Below are 19,683 nucleotides of genomic sequence, written 5' to 3' on the forward strand. Positions count from 1 at the left end.
CCGGCCCGACATGAGCGACCCCGCCGTCGATCCCGAAGAGGTCCGGCACGTCGCCGACCTCGCCCGTGTCGACCTCGCAGACGACGAGATCGAGCGGTTCACCGAGCAGCTGGGCGACATCCTCGACGCGTTCGAAGCGCTCGATGACGTCCCAGAGACAGAACGGGAGGCCGAACTCTCGAACGTGATGCGCCCCGACGAGACACGCGAAAGCCTCTCACAGGAGGAAGCGCTCCGGAACGCCAGCGACACCGAGGAAGGGCAGTTCAAAGGGCCGAAGGTGTCGTAGATGACGGAGTACAACGGCTACGTCACCGACGAGACCATCGAGGGCGCTGATGACGGCCCGTTGGCGGGCAAGACCGTCGCGGTCAAGGACAACATCTCCACCGAGGGCGTCCGGACGACCTGCGGTTCGGCGATGCTCGAAGACTACGTCCCGCCGTACGACGCAACGGTCGTCGAGCGCCTGAAAGACGCCGGTGCGACTATCCCCGGCAAGACGAACATGGACGAGTTCGGGATGGGGACGACCACCGAGACGTCGGCGTTCGGGCCCGTCGAGAACCCCGTCGCCGAGGGTCGCGTCCCGGGCGGTTCCTCCGGTGGCTCGGCCGCTGTCGTCGCTGCCGGCGACGCCGACCTTGCGTTGGGGAGCGACACCGGCGGCTCCATCCGCTGTCCAGCGGCCTTCTGTGGCGTCGTCGGCATCAAACCCACCTACGGGCTGGTCTCCCGGTACGGCCTCGTCGCCTACGCCAACAGCCTCGAACAGATCGGCCCCATCGCACCCACCGTCGAGGACGCCGCAGCACTGCTTGACGTCATCGCCGGACCGGACGAACACGACGCGACGACGCAGGAAGCGCCCGAGGCCGACGGCTCCTACGCGGCGGCCGCCGACGGCGACGTCGACGGCCTCTCCATCGGCGTCCCGACGGAACTGCTGGACGGGGCCGACGATGAAGTCGTAGAGACGTTCTGGGATGCGATGGACGACCTCGAAGCACAGGGCGCGAGCTACCACGAGGTCGAGCTTCCGAGCGTCGAACACGCCGTCGAGGCGTACTACGTCATCGCCATGTCCGAGGCCTCCTCGAACCTCGCGCGGTTCGACGGCGTCCGCTACGGACAGTCGGGCGGCTACGACGGCAACTGGAACGAGTCCTTCGCAAACGCCCGCGAGGAAGGCTTCGGCGAGGAGGTCAAGCGCCGGATTCTCCTCGGCACGTACGCTCTCTCGGCGGGCTACCACGACAAGTACTACAAGAAGGCTCAGGACGCCCGCGCGTGGGTCAAACAGGACTTCGACGAGGCGCTCGAAGACGCGGACGTGCTCGCCTCGCCGACGATGCCCGTCCCGCCGATGAAACGCGGCGAGAGCCTGGACGACCCGCTCACGATGTATCTGGCCGACGCCAACACGACGCCGGTGAACCTGGCGAACCTCCCGGCCATCTCCGTGCCAGCGGGCGAGACCGACGACGGCTTGCCCGTGGGCCTGCAGCTGGTCGGGCCGGCGTTCGGTGAACGGGAAATCATCCGGGCCGGCAGCGCGCTGGCCTGAGTTCGTACGTCGAGACACCGGCAGAGAGCCGGCCGGTCCCGCGCACCTCGTCAGGCTTTTTATACAGCGTATCGAAATACGAACGATAGTGCCAGCCTCCCACTCCACCCTCCGCCTGCGGCTGGCTGCCCTCCTGCTCGGCCTGGTCGCTTTCGACGTGATCGCCGTCCTCACGGCGTACATCTTGGCCCACATCGCCTACGGCCTGCTTCCGATGTTTGGCCTCCCGACCGGTGCGTCCTTCTGGATCCGGGGATTCCATCTCGTCCCGCTCCGGCCCGTGGTGCTGGCCGGAACGCCGCTCGTGCTGGCCCTCCAGTTCCTGTTCGGGTATCGGGTCACACTGCGCGAGGCCACCGGCGGGCCGGACCTGCCGGAGGCGTCCGAGCCGGAGACCGCCAGAGAGCGGTTCACCGCCATCAAGCGCGAACGAACGGCGGCACAGCTCCGCGAGCGGGTCGGGCGGCTGGCCCAGACGGTGGACATGGCGACCCCCGACGTGACCGTCATCGACTCGGCGACGCCGAACAGCTACGCCGCGAGCCGGCCCGGCGAGCGGACGCTGTTCGTCACGACGGCGCTCGTCGATCAACTTGTCGACGCCGAACTGGACGCCGTCCTCGCCCACGAACTCGCCCATCTGAAAAACGGCGACTCGTTCGTGATGACGGCGGCAGCGTTCCTGCCGATTGTGAGCGCACGCGCCACCCGAAGCCTCCGGACGACGCTCGAAACGTCGGTGTTCACCCATTGGTTCTTCGACGGCGAGACCAGCAGAAACGCCGTTAGCGCTGCCTATTTTCACCTCCCGCTGGTCGCGTTCGCGCTCGTCGCGATACCGTTCACGGCGGCGCTGTATCTCGCCAGCACGGCCTGCTACCGGCTGTTGTCCAGTGTCCGGGAGTACGCTGCCGACGCCGGCGGTGCCGCCATCTGTGGCTCCCCGGCGGCGCTCGCCAGTGCCCTCGAAACCCTGGCGGAGGACCGGCGTCCCGACACGGACATCCGGACCGCCGAGACGGGCGTCCGAGAACTCTGTGTGGTACCGTACGCGATTGCGGACGAGACGCCTGCCCCACCGGAAGGGCGTGCCGAGCGGATCGCTCACCGGTGGCACACCGTCACCGAGCGGCTGCTGCCCGGGTCACACCCGGACGTCGACGACCGCATCGCTGCACTGCAGGAGCGACAGTCCGCACTCGACCGGCGCAGTTAGTCGCCCGAAGCGGTTATCGGGCTGGTGTTTAGCCGGTTCGAGTCACTCCGATCCGACGTAGCTCCCCTGAAAAAACAGGCAGAAGCAGGCGTTACATACCGGTTTGCAGCGGTCTCCCGGTACGCTTTTTGTATCGTGTCACGAAACAGTAACTATGGCAGCCCTCCCCTCCGCCAAACTGCCGCTCCGTGCGCGATTGGTCGCCCTCATCGCGGTGCTCGTCGCCTTCGACGTGGTCGCCGTCGCGGCGGCGTACGTGCTGGCACACGTCGCCGCCGGCGTGGCACCGTTGGTCGTCTACCAGTACGAACACCTGTTCTGGTCGCTGGGGTTCGACATCGTGCCGCTCTGGCCGGTGTTGCTCGTCGGGACGCCGCTCGTGCTCGTCTGCCAGTCGGTGTTCGGCTATCGGATGACGCTCCGTGACGCCCGCGACGAGGACGCCATCCACCCGGAACCGGACAGCGTCCCCGAAATGCGTGGCAAGACCAGCCGCCACGAGACGGCCCAGCGCCTCCGGGACCGAGTCGAGCGGCTGGCGCAGATGGCGGACATGTCGCCGCCGGACGTGACAGTGCTAGATGCCGAGACGCCGAACAGTTTCGTCGCCAGCCGGCCCGGCGAGCGGACGCTGTTCGCGACGACAGCGCTTGTGGACCGACTCGACGACCGAGAACTGGACGCCGTCCTCGCCCACGAGCTCGCCCACCTGAAGAACGGCGACGCGTTCGTGATGACGGCAGCAGCCTTCCTGCCGACGGTGAGTGGCCGATTTATCCGGGCGCTCGGCGACGCGCTGCGCCACTCGGCCCTCCTGAGTTGGTTTCTCGGCGACAGCGACGAGGACGACAGTACCTGGTGCGGAAACGGCCAGTTCAGTCTCGCGGTGTTCCTGTTCGCGTTCGTCGCGGTACCGGTCACAGCGGCGCTGTATCTCGCCAGCACGGCCTGCTACCGACTCCTCTCCCGGATTCGGGAGTACGCCGCCGATGCCGGCGGCGTCGCGATCTGTGGCTCTCCGGCAGCGCTCGCCAGCGCGCTTGAGCTGCTGACCGAGAATCCACGTCCGACCGACGACATCAGGACGGCCGACACCGGCGTCCGGGAGCTCTGTGTGGTCCCACACGCCATCGAAAACGAATCTACCGACCCGCCGGGCGGACGCGGCGACCGGATCGCCAAGCGGTGGCACGCAGTCACCGAACGGGCGTTGCCCGGGTCGCATCCGGATGTCGAGGACCGCATCGCCGCCCTGCAAGAGCGACAGTCCGCGCTCGATCAACGCGGGCAGTCGTGACGAAGGGGTACAGTTTACCCGCCGGCGGCCCGAGAGAGCGTATGAGTGACGACGCAGACGGCCGATTGAGCTGGTTCCACTGGCCGACGGTCCTGAAGGGACTGGCACTGGGAATCGGGGCCGGCCTGATACTGGCCGTTTCACTGGGGGACTTCTATCTCGGGATACTGCTTGGAACGCTCAACGGGCTGGCCTTCGGTATCGGCTGGTCGCACTCGCGGGCCTGAGTTGCGCGAATCAAACGCTGCGTGGGTGACGGCTACAGCACGCTGTCGTACACGTCGGCCAGTTTGTCGATGGCGTGTTCGACGCTGATCACATCTCGCCGGGCAAGACAGCGCTCCCGAAGCCGCTCGCGCTCGTCGAGGACGCGCTCGATAGCCCGACGGAAGCCGTCGATATCGCCCTCATCGTATGAGTAGCCGGTTTCACCGTCCTCGATTGTGTCGCTGAGAGCGCCAGCGTTGACGCCGGCGACGGGCGTTCCACAGCAGTTGGCCTCAAGAGCGACCAGCCCCTGCGTCTCGACGGGGCTGGGGAACGCGAACACGTCTATGGTCGAGTACAGCTCGGGGAGTTCAGCGCGGTCGAGAAAGCCGAGAAACCGCACGTCGACGTCGCTGTGTTCGGCCGTGGTTTCGAGCGACTCACGGGCCGGTCCGTCGCCGCCGAGTACGACAGTCACGTCCAGCCCCTCGCAGGCGGTGATGATGTCTTCGAGGCACTTCTCGTAGCCGTGGCGGCCGGTGTAGCCGACGATAGGGCTATCGGGGAGGTCGTAGCGATCCCGGAAGTCGGCCGTATCGACCGGTTCGAACACGGTCGTGTCGACGCCGTTCGGGACGACCGTCACCGTCGTGTCGAGGCCGATAGACTCCCGGAGGTGGGTCGCTGCGCGTTCGCCCGGCGCGATGACGGTGTCGGCACGGCCCAGGAACCAGCGTTCGTAGCTCTCGGCGCTGGAGCGAACCGCTGATTCGACAGCGCCGTTGAAGGAGACGTACTCGGCGTACTCGCTCGTCGGCGTGTGATACGACGCGACGAACGGGATATCGAGTTTGCCCGCGAGTCGCTGGCCGGCCATCCCGAGGCTGAAGGGAGTGTGGGCGTGGACCAGTTCGGCGTCACGGACGCCTTTCGGTATCTGTGGCATCCCCAGGCGAAACCCCTCGTAGAAGGGAAACGGGAGGCTCCGGACCGGATACTCGTTCTCGGACGACTCGTAGTCGCTTTTCGGATAGACCACGTCCATGCGACCGCCGCGGTCGCGCCAGCGGTCCCGCCACGTCTGGACCGTGTAGGTCACCCCATTGACGGTCGGCAGGTACGTGTCGGTGAACGTCGCGACGTGCGGCAGTGCCATCGCCGCGGCGTAGCAGGACCAGGGCTTAAACCGTTGCCATTGGCAAGCCACCCGTCAGACGGCTGTCACTCGCCAGCGGGTGCCAGAGTCCTTTTCAGGGACCGTGGTAGATTTGAGGTAATGGATCGGGACGGCTGGCTGTACGCCTGGGCAATCGCATCGGTCGCGCTGGGCGCGGGCTCGCTGCTCGTTCCGCTGTATTTCGTCGCTATCGGGGGCGAGACGTTCATGCTAGGCGTCCTCGCCGGGGTGGCCGCCGCCGCGGGTGCGCCGGGGGCACTCATTTTCGGACGCGTCGCCGACAAAACGGGGAAGCGGCGGTCGCTCGTCCTCCTCGCACTGGGGCTGGCGACCCTCGCGCTGGTGCTCGTCTCGCTCACCGAACAGCCGTGGCTGGTCATCGTCGGTAACGGCCTGCTGTGGTTCGCGGCCGGCGCTGCCGCGCCGGTGCTGACGCTGCTCGTCACCGCCGGAACCGTCGAGCGGGACTGGCCGGCCCGGTTCGCCGTCCTGAACCGCTACCAGGGCTGGGGCTGGGCCGGCGGGTTAGTCCTCGGTCTCGTGTGGACGGCGCTGCTCTCCGGACCACTCGGAGAGATCGCCGCCCAGCAGTCGTTGCTGTGGCTATGTGCGGCCGCCGTCGGCCTGTCGGCGTTCCTCGGGGCGAAGTGGCTGCCGTCCGACCCCGACGAACTCGACCGGCCGCGGGCCAGTCGGATGGCGCGGGCCATCGCCCGGTCGCGTCGGCTCCCGGTCCGGAGCGCGACGTTCCCGGTCGGTCAGGGGCGGCTGTACTGGCTCACGCGGTCGATACACCCTCGCGAAGTCGCGGCCAGGTTCTCCCCCTCCTTGACCATCTACTTCGGGGCCGTCGTGGCCTTTTTCGTCGGCTTCGGCGTGTTCTGGGGACCGTTGCCGCTGTATCTCTCGCGGACGCTCGGCTACGAGTCCGGCGTCGTCTTCGCGCTGTATCTCGTCTCTAGCGTCGGCTCGGCGCTGTGGTACGACCGCGCTGGCGCACTCGCCGAACGCTACAGCCCGAGCGGGCTCCAGGTCGGGGGCCTGCTGGCCCGTGCCGCGCTTCATCCGGTTGTCGCCGTCGTGGGGCTCCTGCTGTCTGCGACGCTCGTGGGAACAATCCTCAACGGAATCGTGTTCGTCCTCATCGGCGTCGCCTGGGCCGTCATCGCCGTCACCGCGGCCAGCGTCGTCACCCAGCTCGCGCCGCCGGCGATTCGCGGCGAGGCGCTCGGGCTCTACACCGCTATCTCCGGGCTGGCAAGCGGCGTCGGGTCGATACTCGGCGGCTGGCTCGGCGGCTACGACTTCCTGCTGGCGTTCGGTGTCGCGGGCGGGCTGGTGCTGGTCGGCGCGGCACTGGTCGCGGTCGTCTGGCGGCGCTCGCCGGCGGTGTCGGTCGACAGCGAGCCGCTATCGGCATAACAATCGTCGGCTTCGAACGCCGCTCAGGCCAGTTCTTCGTACGTCTCGACCAGCCGCCGGCCGACCCGGTCGAGGCTGTGCTCGCTGGCCGTCTCCTTGGCGTTCTCGCCGAGTCGCTCCCGCAGGTCCGGGTTCTTGGCGAGTCGCTCCAGCGCCTCGCGGAACTCGGCCTCGTCCGCACAGATGAGACAGTCGTGGCCGTCCTCGTAGTACTCCCGAAACACCGGGATGTCCGAGAGGACGACCGCCTTCCCGCAGGCCATCGCCTCCAGCACGGCGATGCCCTGGTTCTCGGCCTTCGTCGGGAACAGGTACACGTCGCCGGCCCCGAACGCGCCGCGGATGTCCTCGATCCATCCGGTGAAGGTCACGTTCTCGGGCGGATCGTTCACCCACCGCGAGACGGTCTTGGACGCCTGTGGTCCGGCGTCGTAGGGGCCGAACCACGCGAACTCATACTCAGTTCGCTGGGCGAGTTCACAGAACGTCGTCAGCCCCTTGCGCTCGAAGACGTTGCCGACGGCGAAGACGACCATCCCGTCGAGGTCGTAGCGCTGCCGGTAATCCTGGCGCATATCCTCGTAGCCCGCCAGTGCGTCGATGTCGACCCCGTTTGTCATCGGCCGTATCGGCGCGTCGACGGGATAGGATTCGAGGATATTCTTCGTGTATTTGGAGGGACAGAGGACGAGGTCGGCCTGGGAGTAGAACCATCGGAGGTAGCGGCCCAGCGCCGGCGCGATCAGGTTCGACCCCCGGAAGCTGTCCCGGAAGTCCTCGCGGGTGACGTGAGCGTGCAGGACGAGTGGAATGTCCGCCTGCGCCGCGTGCTGTGCCACGGCGACGGAGCCGGGTCCGATCATGTTGCAGTGGGCGACGTCGAACTCGCGGAACACCGGGTCGTTGAAGACGAAGCTGCCACCCAGTGCCCACGCCGGATGGCCCTCCTGCCAGGGCGTCGTCTCCACCTCGATGTCGGTCTCGGATAGCGCCGCCCGCTGGTGGTCCACGGCGGTGCCGATGCCCGACCGGTCGAGGCGGTCGGCCAGTTCGAGATAGTTCAGGACGCGCACGTCTCGGGGAAACTCTGTCGGGGCCGAAAATCCTATCGACTTCACCCAAAAGAAACTGACCTGATACAGAGCGGCTCTCGACCCTTTTCGGCTGGTCGAACAACCACAGGGTGGGACTGAAAGGGGCGAGACGCTGGGCGTTCGAGACGATGTAAGCACTGGAGCGAACAGAGTGAGCGAAGCGCGCAGCGAGTGTGCGGCGCTCCGCGCCGCGACTACTCGAACGGCGAGCGAAGCGAGCCGTGAGAGTCGCAGTAGCCCAGCGTCTCGGGGCTTTCTGGCTGTTCACGAAGAACCCAAACCATGACAGCGCAGTTGCTAGCTCGTCCGGAAGGCATTTTCCCGCCGCCGACCCAGTACCGCCAATGACGGACGAGGCGACCATCGCCCGCGAGCGGATCGAGCGCCTCCAGTCGCTCGCTCGCGAGGCCGTCCAGGCCGGCAGCGAAGAACGAGCCCGGTCGTACGTCCGCCGCGCTCGGCGCATCGCCGAACGCCACCGACTGCGCCTGCCGCGGTCGTTCGAACGGTCGACGTGCGACGCCTGCGATACGTACCTGCTGCACGGACACAACGCCCGGTCCCGGACCCAGTCCGGGCACGTCGTCATCACGTGCGACTGTGGGGCACAGTCCCGCTATCCGTACGACTGAGGATTCTTTACGACTACTGGTTTTAAGGGGCTGTCCTCGCTAAACGGTGTACATGAGTGACTCTTCTCGACAGTCGCGGATACACGACCTCGACGCGACGCTCCGCGTCGGCAAACACGGCATCGAATCAGTAGCGGACGAACTCGACGACCAACTGGAAAACGCGGACCTCGTGAAGGTCAAGTTTCTCCGGTCGTCCCGGGGCGGCACGACAGCCGAGGAACTCGCTGACGACCTGGCCGAGATGGTCAACGCCGAGGTGATTCAGGTGCGGGGCCACACCGCGGTGTTCGAGAAATGATGCAGGTCCAGCCCCTCGCCGACCTGCTCGATGGCTTCGGCGTGCCAGCAGCCGGTTCCATCGCCTCGGCAGTCGTTTTCGTCGTCGCCTTCGTCCTCGTCTACATCATAGGGAAGGCGATTGTGCTGCCGATCGTCGACCGCTCGCTCAAGTCACGGGACCTCGATACCCACGCTCGGCGACCGCTGAAGAAGGTCGTCAGCATCGGTATCGTGTTCGTTGCCATCTCCGTCGCCTTCGGGATGGCCGAGTACGGGAACTTTTTGCAGTCGCTGGCGACCATCGCCGCGGCGGCGACGCTGGCCATCGGCTTCGCGATGCAGGACGTCATCAAGAACTTCGTCGCCGGCGTGTTCATTTACACCGACAAGCCGTTTCGGATCGGCGACTGGATCGAGTGGGACGGCAACTCCGGCGTCGTCGAGGACATTAGCCTGCGTGTCTCTCGCGTCCGGACCTTCGACAACGAGCTGCTGACCGTGCCGAACTCGAATCTGACCGACGGCGTCATCAAGAACCCCGTCGCTAAGGAGCAACTCCGACTGAAGTTCATGTTCGGCATCGGCTACGACGACGACATCGACAAGGCGACCGAGATAATTCTTGAGGAAGCGCGGAACCACCCAGAGATTATGGACGACCCCGAACCGTCCGTGCGGCTGGTCGAACTCGGTGACTCCTCGGTCGGGCTCCAGTCACGTATCTGGATAAAGGACCCGAACCGGGCCGACTTCGTCAAGACGCGCGCCGAATACGTCAAGACCGTCAAGGAACGGTTCGACGCGGAGGACATCAACATCCCGTACCCGAACCGCACTATCGGCGGCGGGCTGGAGATGACCGGCCTTGACGGCGTCGTGGAGCCGGCCGACGACTGAACCACCCAGTCGACGCATTTTCACTGTAAGTGGTTGCGAACGGGGCTGTTGTGCCGTATCTCGACTCCCGTTCCGTGGTCGTGATCTTCGTCACCTCGGGACAGTATGAACAATGAGTGGGCGCATCTCCGATACAAATTCATCGGTTACTACATCAGATGTCCGCCCCCGTTCGCGTAGAATCGCGTTGCGGGCCACTATCTGACCCTCCCCTTGTCGCAGAGAAGACGGGCGCTGAGGGGGTTTTCACCCGATTGCGAGACTCACTGTGTTCGTCTCGCGTGGTTCAAATCCTTCAGCCGGCGCTGTTTATTCGTCACGTCTGTTCCTCGCAAAATCACGGGCGCTGAGGGCGCTCGCTCGACTGGTGGACGGGTTTCCTTGTTGGGCTTGAGGCATCGTAATCCACGGTGTCGAATGCCCGTTATATGTGAGAAACCAGACTTTCTCGTGGGCTCGTGCTGAATACACAGCACATAGCCAGCAGCGACGCGTCCACTGTCGGACCAGTGAACAGTATCTGATAAACACTCTTGACGCTTCGGTCAGCAGGGACCGTATGGTACTGGTTCAGGCGCTGTCGTACACCGCGCTCGCGGTTGTGGCCGCCTTGGTGGGCGGCGTAATCGCCATCTACTATCCACCGAGGCCGCAGATGGAAAGCAACATTCAGCACTTCGCGGCCGGAGTTGTGATCGCCGCCGTTGCCGCTGAGTTGCTCCCGAACATTCACGACCGGGCACCCAGAGTCGTAGTGCTTGGGTTCGCCATCGGGGTTGCGACGATGTTGGGCATCCACCGGCTGAGTAAGACCATCGAGAAGCGCGATATTGGCGGCCAGTTTGCTGGCGCGGCGGGGTTGCTCATCACCGTGAGTATCGATATGCTCATTGACGGAGTCCTCATTGGGGTAACCTTCCTTGACAATCCCGACACCGGCGTCATCATCGCCGTGGCGCTGGCCATCGAGGTGCTCTTCCTCGGTGTTGCTGGCGTCATCGCACTCCCACGAGATATAGGGGTGGTCAAGAAACTCGCAGTCCCGACAGTCTTCGGACTGCTGCTCGCGTCAGGCGTAACTGGTGGCGTGCTTGCACTTGACGGAGTAACCGGCGCCCCCATCGCGATTATCCTCGCCTTCGGTTCCGCTGCCCTGCTGTACCTCGTCACCGAGGAACTGCTGGTGAAGGCCGGGAAAGTTCCCGAGACACCGGTGTCGACGACGCTCTTCTTCGTCGGCTTCCTCGCAATCTTCCTGCTTGATATGCTCCACTGAGACGGCGACCAAAGCGAGAAAGAGAGCCGTTATCCACTTGACCGAACCCGGGACAGCTCACACGCCACAGGCGCGTCGGGTAGTGGTCGTCGGACCTGACGTGACTGTTGAACTCCTTCTATATATTCAGCATGGAGCACTTGACAGCGTTCGAGGCGGTTCCTGAATGCCGTGAGTTTCCGATACAAGCGGTGGTGACCTCTCAATTGCCGATTGATTTTTTCAGAGACGAACGGTGCAGATGTAGGCGAATCACCAGACGATACCGCTCCAGTTCAGAACCGTTCGATTGTTGAACGAAAGGAACCGAGATTATAAATCCAGAATCTGGGATTAGAAGGATTCAAATTCGAAAATTCGCCGGATTTAACCGATACGGGCGCTGAGGGCGCTCGCTCACGCGGTGAACGAATTCCCTTGTTGGGCGTGGGATGGACGAATTCGAGGGTTTGAAATACGACTACATATCACCCTCTCAACTACTTATAGGTCCATGCTGAATATAAAGATCCTACACAACATAATAATGCTATTTGCTATGATTCGGTCCTTTTGAGGCGCAAATTACATTTGAATTGTTACATCGGAATCAAGCTGTAACTGCAGTTGTTCGTAGTCTGCATCATTCTCATTCAGTGGATCTCTGAACTCAATACCACAATTTTGCAAGGTTAATTTTGCCCCACTGCTGTCTAACTTATCAATCTGGCGACGTTGCTCATCGCTTGCATCATACATATTGAGACCAACTAAACCACCGCCATCCCAATCGACCACAGCAAAGTTATCCGTGAATTTGGCATTGATCGATCCAGAGACAACTTTCCGACATTCATTTTCGGTTTCGATTTCCGTAAGTTCATCCTCTGCAAGCGGCTGCAGATGGTTACACAACTGATCAGGTAACTCTTCAACAAAAACCGACTCTGCCCCTTGAACAGTAAGCACATCGAGTCTAGATTCTGCTCGCGTCAGCGCAACATAGAACAAGCGGCGTTCCTCTTCCAATTGGTAAGTCACATCCTCCTCCTCATATATCTCCGGCGGTTGCTTGATTGGTTCCAGCCATGGATCGGGTTTCATACTCGGATAACCACCCACCTTGGAAACTTTGGGGATGATGACGTGTTCAGCCTCGGAACCTTTCGAATCGTGGGCCGTTCTGATATCGACAGTATCGGGTACCACTTTTTTGAGGCCATAGTAGAACTCTGGGTCACCATCCTGCTGCCGGAGCAGGATCTGGATGTCTTCCGGTGGATACGCGGAGGTATGAATCAATTCTTCAATTTTGCGCTGCATTGAGATGTTCCGTCGGTACTCGTTGGTGTCACATCCGAGATGATGAACATTGATCGGATCACCGCCCTCCAATCCAGTCGGGTTCTTATCTGTCCGGATCTCGTTATTCCGGATGACGGCATTACTCGCGGCGACGACCGTATCCGGACATCGGAAGTTATCCTCAAGACGGGTGTCTACGAATCCATCGTAATCCGCCAGAATCGGATTGTCATCGGTAAAGACTGAAACTGGATCTGGAAGGTCCTCGCAATTACCAGCCCCGAGTACATCCCCGTAATTGATGAATAGATCTGGTCGTGCCCCTTGGAAGCCGAAAATCGACTGCCAGTCGTCACCCACGCCGAATATCCGCATATCGTCGAGTTGCTCTGCGAGGGCCTTGACGACGCCAAATTGGACTTGGTTGAGATCCTGCATCTCATCGATGAAGATATACTGATACAGGAACTGATCATCAACTTTACCAGCTTCCAAGAGATCTCGTGTCAGGACAATCGAGCCGTGGAAATCCGTTTTCGTCCGGTTATCGAATACCTCGGTGAACTCTGCATAGGCAGCTAAGCACAGTTCACAGAATTCCTCAACACCGTCATCGATCTCATCACTTGCCTTGATGTACTTTCTGACCTCTGTGCTGGCCTGTTCTGGCTCCCACTCCCGGACACGAGCTTGGGAGATGAATTCGGCAATATTGTCAACAATATCCCGGGTGAGAATTTTATGATCATAGACGTAGTCCACGAACTCTTCACCAGTGAGTTGAGACCCAAGATCGAATGGGGTGGCAGCGAACTCTTTTTTGAGCGTCTCTGTGACCGCCGTTTTAAATTGCTCTTGGGTGGCTGGATTGTCCCACGCAATTGTGTCACTTGATTCATCGAGGACTTCCTCACCATCAATGACGATCCCAGTTTTGTCGCTTGGATCTGTATCGAGATTCTCGTTCGGTTCGAAAATACGGTGAACCGTTTCCGGACGTTCACTGTTGCTATTTCTGTATGGCGGTCGTTCTTGACGAGTGGTTTCGGAGGTACAATACTCGATGTAGATTGTTTCGTCGTTTGCTGAATCAACAAGACGGAAGTCCAATACATAACCGCCGGAGGCGGAATGGGCCCATTCCAAATGCACCTGATAGTCGTACTCGATTTGATGCTCCATCAAGAAGCGAGCAATAGCTTCGTGTGCCAGCCCTTCTTCGGGGATCCGATCCATTTGTACCTCTTCGCCACCGACAGTGACACCTGATTTCTCGGTGAAGCCCTCGTAGACTCCTTTAACAACATCGTAATCGTTTGGGTCGTACTGGCTGTCTTTCCACGCCTTTATAAACGATTCAAACGTCCCTTTATACTCCTCGTCGTTTCTGATCTCCCGCCAGATAGCTGCGATCTCCGTGGTTTTTGCTTCCCCAACGACAAATTCAAGATCTGAATATTGGTCCTCAGCAACCGATTTGCTGTACGAATTGATTGTTGAGACCTCAACACCGGTTATATCGAAGGTCTCTCGAAGCTCCTGTTGCATCTCCGAAACACCATTGCGCGTAAAGGTGATTGCTAATAAATCCGACGCAGCTACATCATCGTATTCAGAGAGAATGAAATTCACCCGCCGTCCAAATGTGGTCGTCTTCCCAGTTCCAGCCGCTGCGTTCACCCTATTGAAGTTGTCATTCGAAAAGATGGCCCGAAACTGTTGGTCGGTGTGTGTCAGCGACTCGTCGTAAAAATAACTATTTAGTTCATCGCCGTGACTTGCTTTCATCACCTCAATCCACTCTGTATTGTAGCTTTCACGAGCCTCAATGAACTCACACACCTGTCTGATTTCGGTCCTGAGTGTTTCAGCTGCTTCAACACTGTCGGTACTGAATTGATCTGGATTTTCGAGGATTGGTGATAATCGTTTCAGGCCAGCTTGTGCCCGCTGGTATGTCTGCAGTGCTTCCTCAACGGTCAGAAAGTCCGCATAGTCCTCGGTGTAGGTCGATTGCCAGTTGCGTAGCTCTTCACTGAGTGTGGCCACACCCTGCTCAGCCTCTGCCCCATTGATGATTACTTCTGGATCAACTGTGTCTTGAGAGTCTGCTCTACTGTCCGTTTGTTCGGACGCCGTTGTGTCAGACGATGGAAATAAGTTCTTGATCAGCTCTATAATTCCAGCCATGCATGTCACTGCGTTACAGGTAGAAAGAAAGACTTTACTATTGAACAAAAGGCTATTATATACTTCTGTATAAAACGCAGAATCCGAGTGATCAGAGTCGTCAGTCGTCAATTAATCTGGTCCGACTGGATTTCTAGAGATGGACGCAAATCACCGGACGACACTACATTTATTCGGAATCGTTCACTGAGCGAACGAAAGGGAACTGAGGCTCTAAACCCAAATTCCCGTCTTAGAAGACTCCTATAGTAATAATTCCGCAGTATTAGCCGCCACGGGCGCTGAGGGATTTGAACCCCCGACGGTTTGGTCCGAAGCCAAGCACTCTGTCCAAGCTGAGCTAAGCGCCCTACGTACAATGGTATGATGACGTTATGGTTTAAACCAACCGGTTCCGCCGCGCGATGGTACCGCAGTCACGGGATTACTCCGAAACCGTTTCAGCTGTGTTGGAATCAGTGTCGGCGGCGACCCCAGCCACGACCGCCTCCGTGTCGACGCCTCGTTCTTCGGCGAGTGCTTCGATGAGTGCGCGCTGTTCGGCCAGTTCCTGCTCCATCCCGTCGACGCGGGTGTTCGTCTCGTCGACGGTGCTCCGCAAGTCCTCAAGCTGTGTCTTCAGCTCGTTGACCTTCTTGTAGAGGTCCTCGGCGATGTCGGCGACCTTCTGTATCTTTTTCGCGGTGGAACCCAGTCCCATGGCCACGGATACGGAGAGCCGACATTTCCTCGTTTCGCTCGAACGTCGCTGTTAAGACGCCGCCGGACGCAGCGACGATATGGACGACTTGCGGCTCGCTCCGACTGTCGGCATCGTCGGTTGCGTTCTGTATCTCCTTGCACTCGCGGTCCCGTACGGCCTCGTCGAGACGACGAGTGCTGTGGGGGCGTACTACAGTTCGGGGGCGCTCTCCCCGCTGCTGCCGGGCGTATTCGCGCTCGTCTGCATCATCGTGCTGGCGGCCGGCCGCGAGGGTCGGTCGGACCCGAGTGTCGCGGCGGGCGCGAGCATCGGGATGGGTGTGTTCATCGTCGCGCTCAGTATCCTCTGGGCGGTCACCGTCCCCGAGAGCCTCGTGCTGGGGCTGACTGAGTCAACGCTGATGGAATACCACCGCTGGGGCGTCGTCCTCGCGGGCATACTCATCCCGCTCGGAGGGACGTGGTTCGCGCGGGAGCTTGACCTGCTGTAGGCCGGTCTGCCTACCGGCGCGTCGTCCAGCGATCTGTGGGCGCATCCGAAAGGCCCTTATGGGGCGGCGGCGGACTCTTAGATGGACTAGGTCGGGGGGCTAGGCCCCCCTCCTCGCCCGCACTGTGGTCTTGAGCGGGGACCGAACACCGGGGGCGTCCGGTCTGACGGACGTGGACCCCGTGAGCCAACGTGGAAGCCTCGTCCCACGGGGACGGCGGTCCACGTGGTCGCACCTGCAGGGGTGCGCCTACGTGGTTAATCGATGGCACCTCGCCAGGCACGGAAGTGAGCAGCGGACCATCGAACACCCGTCGCTCGTGGGGTCGCGGGGTGGAGGAGGCAAACGGGATTACCCGCGTCCGAACGCCGGGCCATCCTGGCTGTCCGTTCCATTCATACCTGCGTTTACTTTCTCCCGAGTAGCCGTATTGCAGGCATTTTCCGGAGCGCTATCGACTCACTGTGCAAGCAGTTCGTTGATCGTTCAGCAAGGGGAGACGACTGAAAGCGCTTCTATCAACTGCTGGGCTACCACAGCAGCAAGTGCGTTTTGAGCCGAACCACCGAAGAGATATGCCCCAATAAAGAGATTTTTTAGACATCTCACCATCATTTAGACCCATAATTTCGATGTATAGAGAGAAATATTCGGCGTGTGAGATTCAGAGTGGGTCTATCTGCTGGCATCACCCTCATTTGCCTACATCCTCGGGTTTTGAGGCTTATTTTTCCACCTGATGTCATCAAAGTCCGAACAATCCGCTGTCTTCGAGCACACTATGATTATCGATGGCAACGCCGGAGACTACGGTTGCCCACCGGCAGCGCTGTCGTCGGCATCCCACTCCTGCAGTTCCTTCCGCTGGATCTTCCCGCTGGTCGTCTGTGGCAACGCATCGGCGAACTCGATCTCGCGGGGGTACTCGTACTCGGCGAGGTGCTCTCTGACGACGGACCGGATTTCTGTCCGGAGCGTGTCGTGGTCCGGTCCATCTACTGCCGCCTCAACGTAGGCCTTGATTATCTCTCCACGCGTGTCGTCGGGCACGCCGATGACGCCCGCCTGGACCACGTCGGGGTGCTCAAGGATTGCACTCTCGACTTCCATCGGTCCGACGCGGTAGCCGCTGGTGATGATGATGTCGTCCTTGCGCGATTTGAACCAGACGTAGCCGTCGTCGTCACGCCTGGCCAAGTCGCCGGTGAGGAACCACCCGTCGACTTCCTTCGCCGCCGTCTTCTCCGGCATGTTCCAGTACTCGTCGAAGAACACCGAGCGGTCGTGGGGTCGCACCGCTATCTCGCCGAGTTCGCCGCTTGGGAGGGGGTCGGCAACGCCGCTGTCGGCGGCTTCGGGATCCAGAATTGTCAGGTCATACCCCGGCAACGGCTTGCCCATGCTGCCGGGCTGAGTGTCGAACCAGTTCGAGTTGTTGGCGACGACGAGGTTCAACTCCGTCTGGCCGTAGAACTCGTTAATCGTGACCGAGTCGAACGTCTCCGCCACCCAGTCGACGATTTCCGGGGTCAGCGACTCGCCACCGACGGCGAACGTCTCGATGGCGAGGTCGTACGCCGCCGTCGGGTCTTCGACGTCCATCAGCATTCGGAGGGCGGTGGCCGGCATGAACGACCGGGTGACGCCGAACTCCGAAAGCAGGTCGAACGCCTCCTCGGCCTCGAATCCTGAGGCTGGGTAGCCAACGATAGTCCCGCCGTGGTGCCACGTCGCAAAGAGCGTCCCCCCGAGCGCCGCGCCCCAGGCCCAGTCCGCGGGCGTCCAGACCGTCGCGTCCGGTCCCAGCCCCTGATCGAAGAAGTTGTACGCGGCTGCGGCTCGTCCGAGCCAGAGCGCGTGTGAGTGACGGACGCCCTTTGGCGGGCCCGTCGACCCGCTCGTGTACAGTATCGCTGTATCGGTGTCCGGCGTGGACTCGTAGGGTTCGATGTCGGTGTTTTCCGGCGCGGCGAGCACGTCCTCGAAGGCGTGGACATAACCCGCCGGCGCGTCGGTTTCGATTTCGACGACGTGTTCCAGCGCCGGACAGGCATCCCGAACTGCGTCGATGTCGTCACGCACGGCCGGATCGATAATCGCGACGTTCGTGTCGGCGTCGTCCAGTCGGTACTGGAGCGCGTCCGTCCCGAACAGGACCGTCAGCGGAACCGAGACGGCCCCGAGCTTCCAGTTTGCCAAGTGTGCAATCGGGTTCTGTGGCTTCTGTGGCACGACGACGCCGACGCGGTCGCCGGCCTCAACTCCGAGACCGGCCAACCCCGCTGCGAGTCTGTCCGATAGCTGGTCCAGTTCGCGGAACGTGTACTGCTCGCGCCGCCCGTCGGGATACGCCTGTTCGAGCGCCACCCTGTCGGGGTCCTCGTGTTTCCGCAGAAAATCGACAGCCGGGTTGTACGACGACGGCAGGTCCCAGGTGAACTGGTCGCGTGCTTCGTCGTACTCCTCGAAGTCCGGCATTACTGTCCAGACCATGCCGGATCGCTCGCCTGGGTCAGTGTTGCGTTTTTCGGTCGAAGCACCGTCGCTGCGGCCGAGCCGGCAGAACTTTCCGTCCCCACCTCCGGAGTTGACCGTGGACTCTAACGACATTCGCGAGGAGTGGGCCGACCGGTCCGGCGAATACTCTCCCGCGTATTATGCGTACTATGGAGCGGACGAGACGAGTGAGCTGGTGCAGTCGATACTCGCAGAGCACGTCGAGCAGGACGCGGCTATTCTGGAGGTTGGTTGCAGCTCCGGGCGGCATCTCGCCGCATTGTCTGCGGCCGGCTACTCGGATTTGACCGGCGTCGACATCAACGCCGATGCGTTAGACGTCCTCGCCGAAACGTACCCCGATCTCGCGGCCAGCGGTTCGTTCCACGCGATGGCTATCGAAGAGTTCGTCACAGATGTCGCCGACGACGCGTACGACGTTGTCTTCTCTGTTGAAACACTGCAGCATCTCCATCCGGACGTTGACTGGGCGTTCGAGGAACTGGCACGGATTGTCGATGATCTGCTGATCTCCGTCGAGAACGAAGGCGGCGACGCAGGTGAGGTAAACTACGTCGATGACAACGTTCCGCTGTACTATCGGGACTGGAACGCGGTGTTCACCGCGTGCGGGCTCACTGAGATCGACTCGATGGACGGAAACCGAGATACTGTCCGCGTATTCCGGGCACCCGAGTAAAGAATGACGGCTAGCTAATCCTGTCTTTCGGCATCTGATACTGGAATTTAGAATAGCGGAAGTATGAATAAGAGGTTGAGTGTGAGTTTGAGGCGCGTAACGTTGTGAATATAGAATCGATATTTTAGCTGTCCAAACTCAGATTTGGACGTTATTGGTAGATAATTAGAGACAGATATCGGTATCTGGATGTAGGATGAGTAGTTAATCCATACCGGGCAAACACCTGTGTATCGGACGGGGACTGTACTACGGAACGGTTTTCCAACATGGAACAGGCAGATCGGATCGCGTGCGAGACCACAGTTGGTCTCGGACGCCGTGATATGTGACATTGGGCCGGTATATTGAAGTACGAAAAGGAAACTCCGGGCAGTAGATCAGTTCGATGCAGAGAATTTAGCTGGTTAGATGGTCTTTATATAGTTCTTTTTAGCGATACAGCTATTCCGTAGAATGGGGGACTTAGTCATGGATATCGAAAGACTGTTCAGTAATTTGGGACGATTTGTACCAGCAATCTCACTATGTTATCGTATCACGGTGATCACTCTCCCCCACAGAACCGGTTTCTGGGCACGATAGCGGTATGTTTTACCACACGATTACAGGGACGCCAGAATAACGTATGTACGCCTGTCATTCGAACTGTTCGGTATTACTGAACAGTGGTTCGACCGGAGGAACACGGGCTAACGACCGACAGCAGGCAATTCCCATCGCATGAGTATGAGAAAGATGCCGTCTTGGACC

At 60.8% G+C, this 19,683-nt stretch carries 17 protein-coding genes, 1 tRNA gene and 1 other RNA gene; 13 read left to right on the top strand and 6 right to left on the bottom strand.

What is annotated here, in order from left to right; all coding sequences use genetic code 11:
- The first annotated feature begins 10 nt into the window (after positions 1–10).
- From gatC to ACOZ4H_RS08105, 5 genes are all read left to right on the top strand, one after another.
- Positions 11–289: an Asp-tRNA(Asn)/Glu-tRNA(Gln) amidotransferase subunit GatC gene (gatC, locus tag ACOZ4H_RS08085; protein WP_014040718.1), complete on the top strand. Its 279-nt coding sequence runs from the start codon at positions 11–13 to the stop codon at positions 287–289.
- Positions 290–1,567: an Asp-tRNA(Asn)/Glu-tRNA(Gln) amidotransferase subunit GatA gene (gene gatA, locus ACOZ4H_RS08090; protein WP_424328788.1), complete on the top strand. Its 1,278-nt coding sequence runs from the start codon at positions 290–292 to the stop codon at positions 1,565–1,567.
- 88 nt (positions 1,568–1,655) lie between these two features.
- Complete coding sequence (locus ACOZ4H_RS08095) at positions 1,656–2,783, top strand: M48 family metallopeptidase (protein WP_424328789.1); 1,128 nt, start codon at positions 1,656–1,658, stop codon at positions 2,781–2,783.
- 154 nt (positions 2,784–2,937) lie between these two features.
- The gene (locus tag ACOZ4H_RS08100; protein WP_424328790.1) at positions 2,938–4,080 is read left to right on the top strand and encodes a M48 family metallopeptidase; all 1,143 of its coding nucleotides are present in this window, start codon (positions 2,938–2,940) and stop codon (positions 4,078–4,080) included.
- Positions 4,081–4,121: 41 nt separating this feature from the next.
- Positions 4,122–4,307, top strand: coding sequence for a hypothetical protein (locus tag ACOZ4H_RS08105; RefSeq protein WP_424328791.1), 186 nt, complete (start codon positions 4,122–4,124; stop codon positions 4,305–4,307).
- Between the two features lie 32 nt (positions 4,308–4,339).
- Here ACOZ4H_RS08105 and ACOZ4H_RS08110 read toward each other — a convergent pair whose 3' ends face one another.
- Complete coding sequence (locus ACOZ4H_RS08110) at positions 4,340–5,443, bottom strand: glycosyltransferase (protein ID WP_424328792.1); 1,104 nt, start codon at positions 5,441–5,443, stop codon at positions 4,340–4,342.
- Between ACOZ4H_RS08110 and ACOZ4H_RS08115 the strand changes: the two genes are divergently transcribed.
- Positions 5,429–6,886 (top strand): MFS transporter, encoded by a 1,458-nt coding sequence (locus ACOZ4H_RS08115; RefSeq protein WP_424328793.1) that lies wholly within the window; start codon positions 5,429–5,431, stop codon positions 6,884–6,886. The genes ACOZ4H_RS08110 and ACOZ4H_RS08115 overlap by 15 nt on opposite strands.
- Before the next feature lie 23 nt (positions 6,887–6,909).
- Here ACOZ4H_RS08115 and ACOZ4H_RS08120 read toward each other — a convergent pair whose 3' ends face one another.
- Complete coding sequence (locus tag ACOZ4H_RS08120; protein ID WP_424328794.1) at positions 6,910–7,959, bottom strand: glycosyltransferase family 4 protein; 1,050 nt, start codon at positions 7,957–7,959, stop codon at positions 6,910–6,912.
- A gap of 365 nt (positions 7,960–8,324) precedes the next feature.
- On the opposite strand from ACOZ4H_RS08120, the gene ACOZ4H_RS08125 reads away from it, so the two are divergent.
- The 4 genes from ACOZ4H_RS08125 (at position 8,325) to ACOZ4H_RS08140 (ending at position 11,067) form a co-directional block, all read left to right on the top strand.
- Complete coding sequence (locus ACOZ4H_RS08125; protein WP_424328795.1) at positions 8,325–8,612, top strand: ribonuclease P protein component 4; 288 nt, start codon at positions 8,325–8,327, stop codon at positions 8,610–8,612.
- Between the two features lie 52 nt (positions 8,613–8,664).
- Complete coding sequence (locus ACOZ4H_RS08130) at positions 8,665–8,913, top strand: YhbY family RNA-binding protein (RefSeq protein ID WP_424328796.1); 249 nt, start codon at positions 8,665–8,667, stop codon at positions 8,911–8,913.
- Positions 8,913–9,791 (top strand): mechanosensitive ion channel family protein, encoded by an 879-nt coding sequence (locus tag ACOZ4H_RS08135; protein WP_424328797.1) that lies wholly within the window; start codon positions 8,913–8,915, stop codon positions 9,789–9,791. Before ACOZ4H_RS08130 ends, ACOZ4H_RS08135 begins: the two co-directional genes overlap by 1 nt.
- 559 nt (positions 9,792–10,350) lie before the next feature.
- Entirely contained in the window at positions 10,351–11,067 is a 717-nt protein-coding gene (locus ACOZ4H_RS08140) for a ZIP family metal transporter (RefSeq protein WP_424328798.1), read from the top strand.
- 564 nt (positions 11,068–11,631) lie between these two features.
- Here ACOZ4H_RS08140 and ACOZ4H_RS08145 read toward each other — a convergent pair.
- The 3 genes from ACOZ4H_RS08145 to ACOZ4H_RS08155 all read right to left on the bottom strand — a co-directional run bounded on the left by ACOZ4H_RS08145 (position 11,632) and on the right by ACOZ4H_RS08155 (position 15,241).
- Positions 11,632–14,541 carry a UvrD-helicase domain-containing protein gene (locus ACOZ4H_RS08145; protein WP_424328799.1) on the bottom strand — a complete coding sequence of 970 codons (2,910 nt, stop codon included), beginning with the start codon at positions 14,539–14,541 and terminating at the stop codon, positions 11,632–11,634.
- 275 nt (positions 14,542–14,816) lie between these two features.
- Positions 14,817–14,891, bottom strand: a tRNA-Arg gene (locus ACOZ4H_RS08150).
- A 74-nt stretch (positions 14,892–14,965) separates the two neighbouring features.
- A complete protein-coding gene (locus ACOZ4H_RS08155) occupies positions 14,966–15,241 on the bottom strand; it encodes a DUF5798 family protein (protein ID WP_424328800.1) in 276 nt (91 codons plus the stop codon).
- Positions 15,242–15,320: 79 nt separating this feature from the next.
- Between ACOZ4H_RS08155 and ACOZ4H_RS08160 the strand changes: the two genes are divergently transcribed.
- Positions 15,321–15,734 (top strand): DUF7548 family protein, encoded by a 414-nt coding sequence (locus tag ACOZ4H_RS08160; protein ID WP_424328801.1) that lies wholly within the window; start codon positions 15,321–15,323, stop codon positions 15,732–15,734.
- A 79-nt stretch (positions 15,735–15,813) separates the two neighbouring features.
- Positions 15,814–16,126: signal recognition particle sRNA (gene ffs / locus ACOZ4H_RS08165), an RNA gene on the top strand.
- A gap of 415 nt (positions 16,127–16,541) precedes the next feature.
- Here the strand turns inward: ffs and ACOZ4H_RS08170 are convergent.
- Positions 16,542–18,227, bottom strand: coding sequence for an acyl-CoA synthetase (locus ACOZ4H_RS08170; protein WP_424328802.1), 1,686 nt, complete (start codon positions 18,225–18,227; stop codon positions 16,542–16,544).
- Positions 18,228–18,327: 100 nt separating this feature from the next.
- Here ACOZ4H_RS08170 and ACOZ4H_RS08175 point away from each other — a divergent pair, with 100 nt between their 5' ends.
- Positions 18,328–18,930 carry a class I SAM-dependent methyltransferase gene (locus ACOZ4H_RS08175; RefSeq protein WP_424328803.1) on the top strand — a complete coding sequence of 201 codons (603 nt, stop codon included), beginning with the start codon at positions 18,328–18,330 and terminating at the stop codon, positions 18,928–18,930.
- The last annotated feature ends 753 nt before the right edge of the window (positions 18,931–19,683 follow it).

The sequence above is a fragment of the Haloarcula amylolytica genome (assembly GCF_049705545.1).
In the GTDB taxonomy this organism is placed as follows: Archaea; Halobacteriota; Halobacteria; order Halobacteriales; family Haloarculaceae; genus Haloarcula; species Haloarcula amylolytica_B.

Bases quoted from the DNA above. Each gene is read 5' to 3' on its own strand.
- ACOZ4H_RS08160 (WP_424328801.1), top strand. From the start codon at position 15,321: ATGGACGACTTGCGGCTCGCTCCGACTGTCGGCATCGTCGGTTGCGTT.
- ACOZ4H_RS08125 (WP_424328795.1), top strand. From the start codon at position 8,325: ATGACGGACGAGGCGACCATCGCCCGCGAGCGGATCGAGCGCCTCCAG.
- ACOZ4H_RS08170 (WP_424328802.1), bottom strand. From the start codon at position 18,227: ATGGTCTGGACAGTAATGCCGGACTTCGAGGAGTACGACGAAGCACGC.
- ACOZ4H_RS08135 (WP_424328797.1), top strand. From the start codon at position 8,913: ATGCAGGTCCAGCCCCTCGCCGACCTGCTCGATGGCTTCGGCGTGCCA.
- ACOZ4H_RS08145 (WP_424328799.1), bottom strand. From the start codon at position 14,541: ATGGCTGGAATTATAGAGCTGATCAAGAACTTATTTCCATCGTCTGAC.
- gatA (WP_424328788.1), top strand. From the start codon at position 290: ATGACGGAGTACAACGGCTACGTCACCGACGAGACCATCGAGGGCGCT.
- ACOZ4H_RS08110 (WP_424328792.1), bottom strand. From the start codon at position 5,443: ATGGCACTGCCGCACGTCGCGACGTTCACCGACACGTACCTGCCGACC.
- ACOZ4H_RS08140 (WP_424328798.1), top strand. From the start codon at position 10,351: ATGGTACTGGTTCAGGCGCTGTCGTACACCGCGCTCGCGGTTGTGGCC.
- ACOZ4H_RS08155 (WP_424328800.1), bottom strand. From the start codon at position 15,241: ATGGGACTGGGTTCCACCGCGAAAAAGATACAGAAGGTCGCCGACATC.
- ACOZ4H_RS08130 (WP_424328796.1), top strand. From the start codon at position 8,665: ATGAGTGACTCTTCTCGACAGTCGCGGATACACGACCTCGACGCGACG.
- gatC (WP_014040718.1), top strand. From the start codon at position 11: ATGAGCGACCCCGCCGTCGATCCCGAAGAGGTCCGGCACGTCGCCGAC.
- ACOZ4H_RS08100 (WP_424328790.1), top strand. From the start codon at position 2,938: ATGGCAGCCCTCCCCTCCGCCAAACTGCCGCTCCGTGCGCGATTGGTC.
- ACOZ4H_RS08105 (WP_424328791.1), top strand. From the start codon at position 4,122: ATGAGTGACGACGCAGACGGCCGATTGAGCTGGTTCCACTGGCCGACG.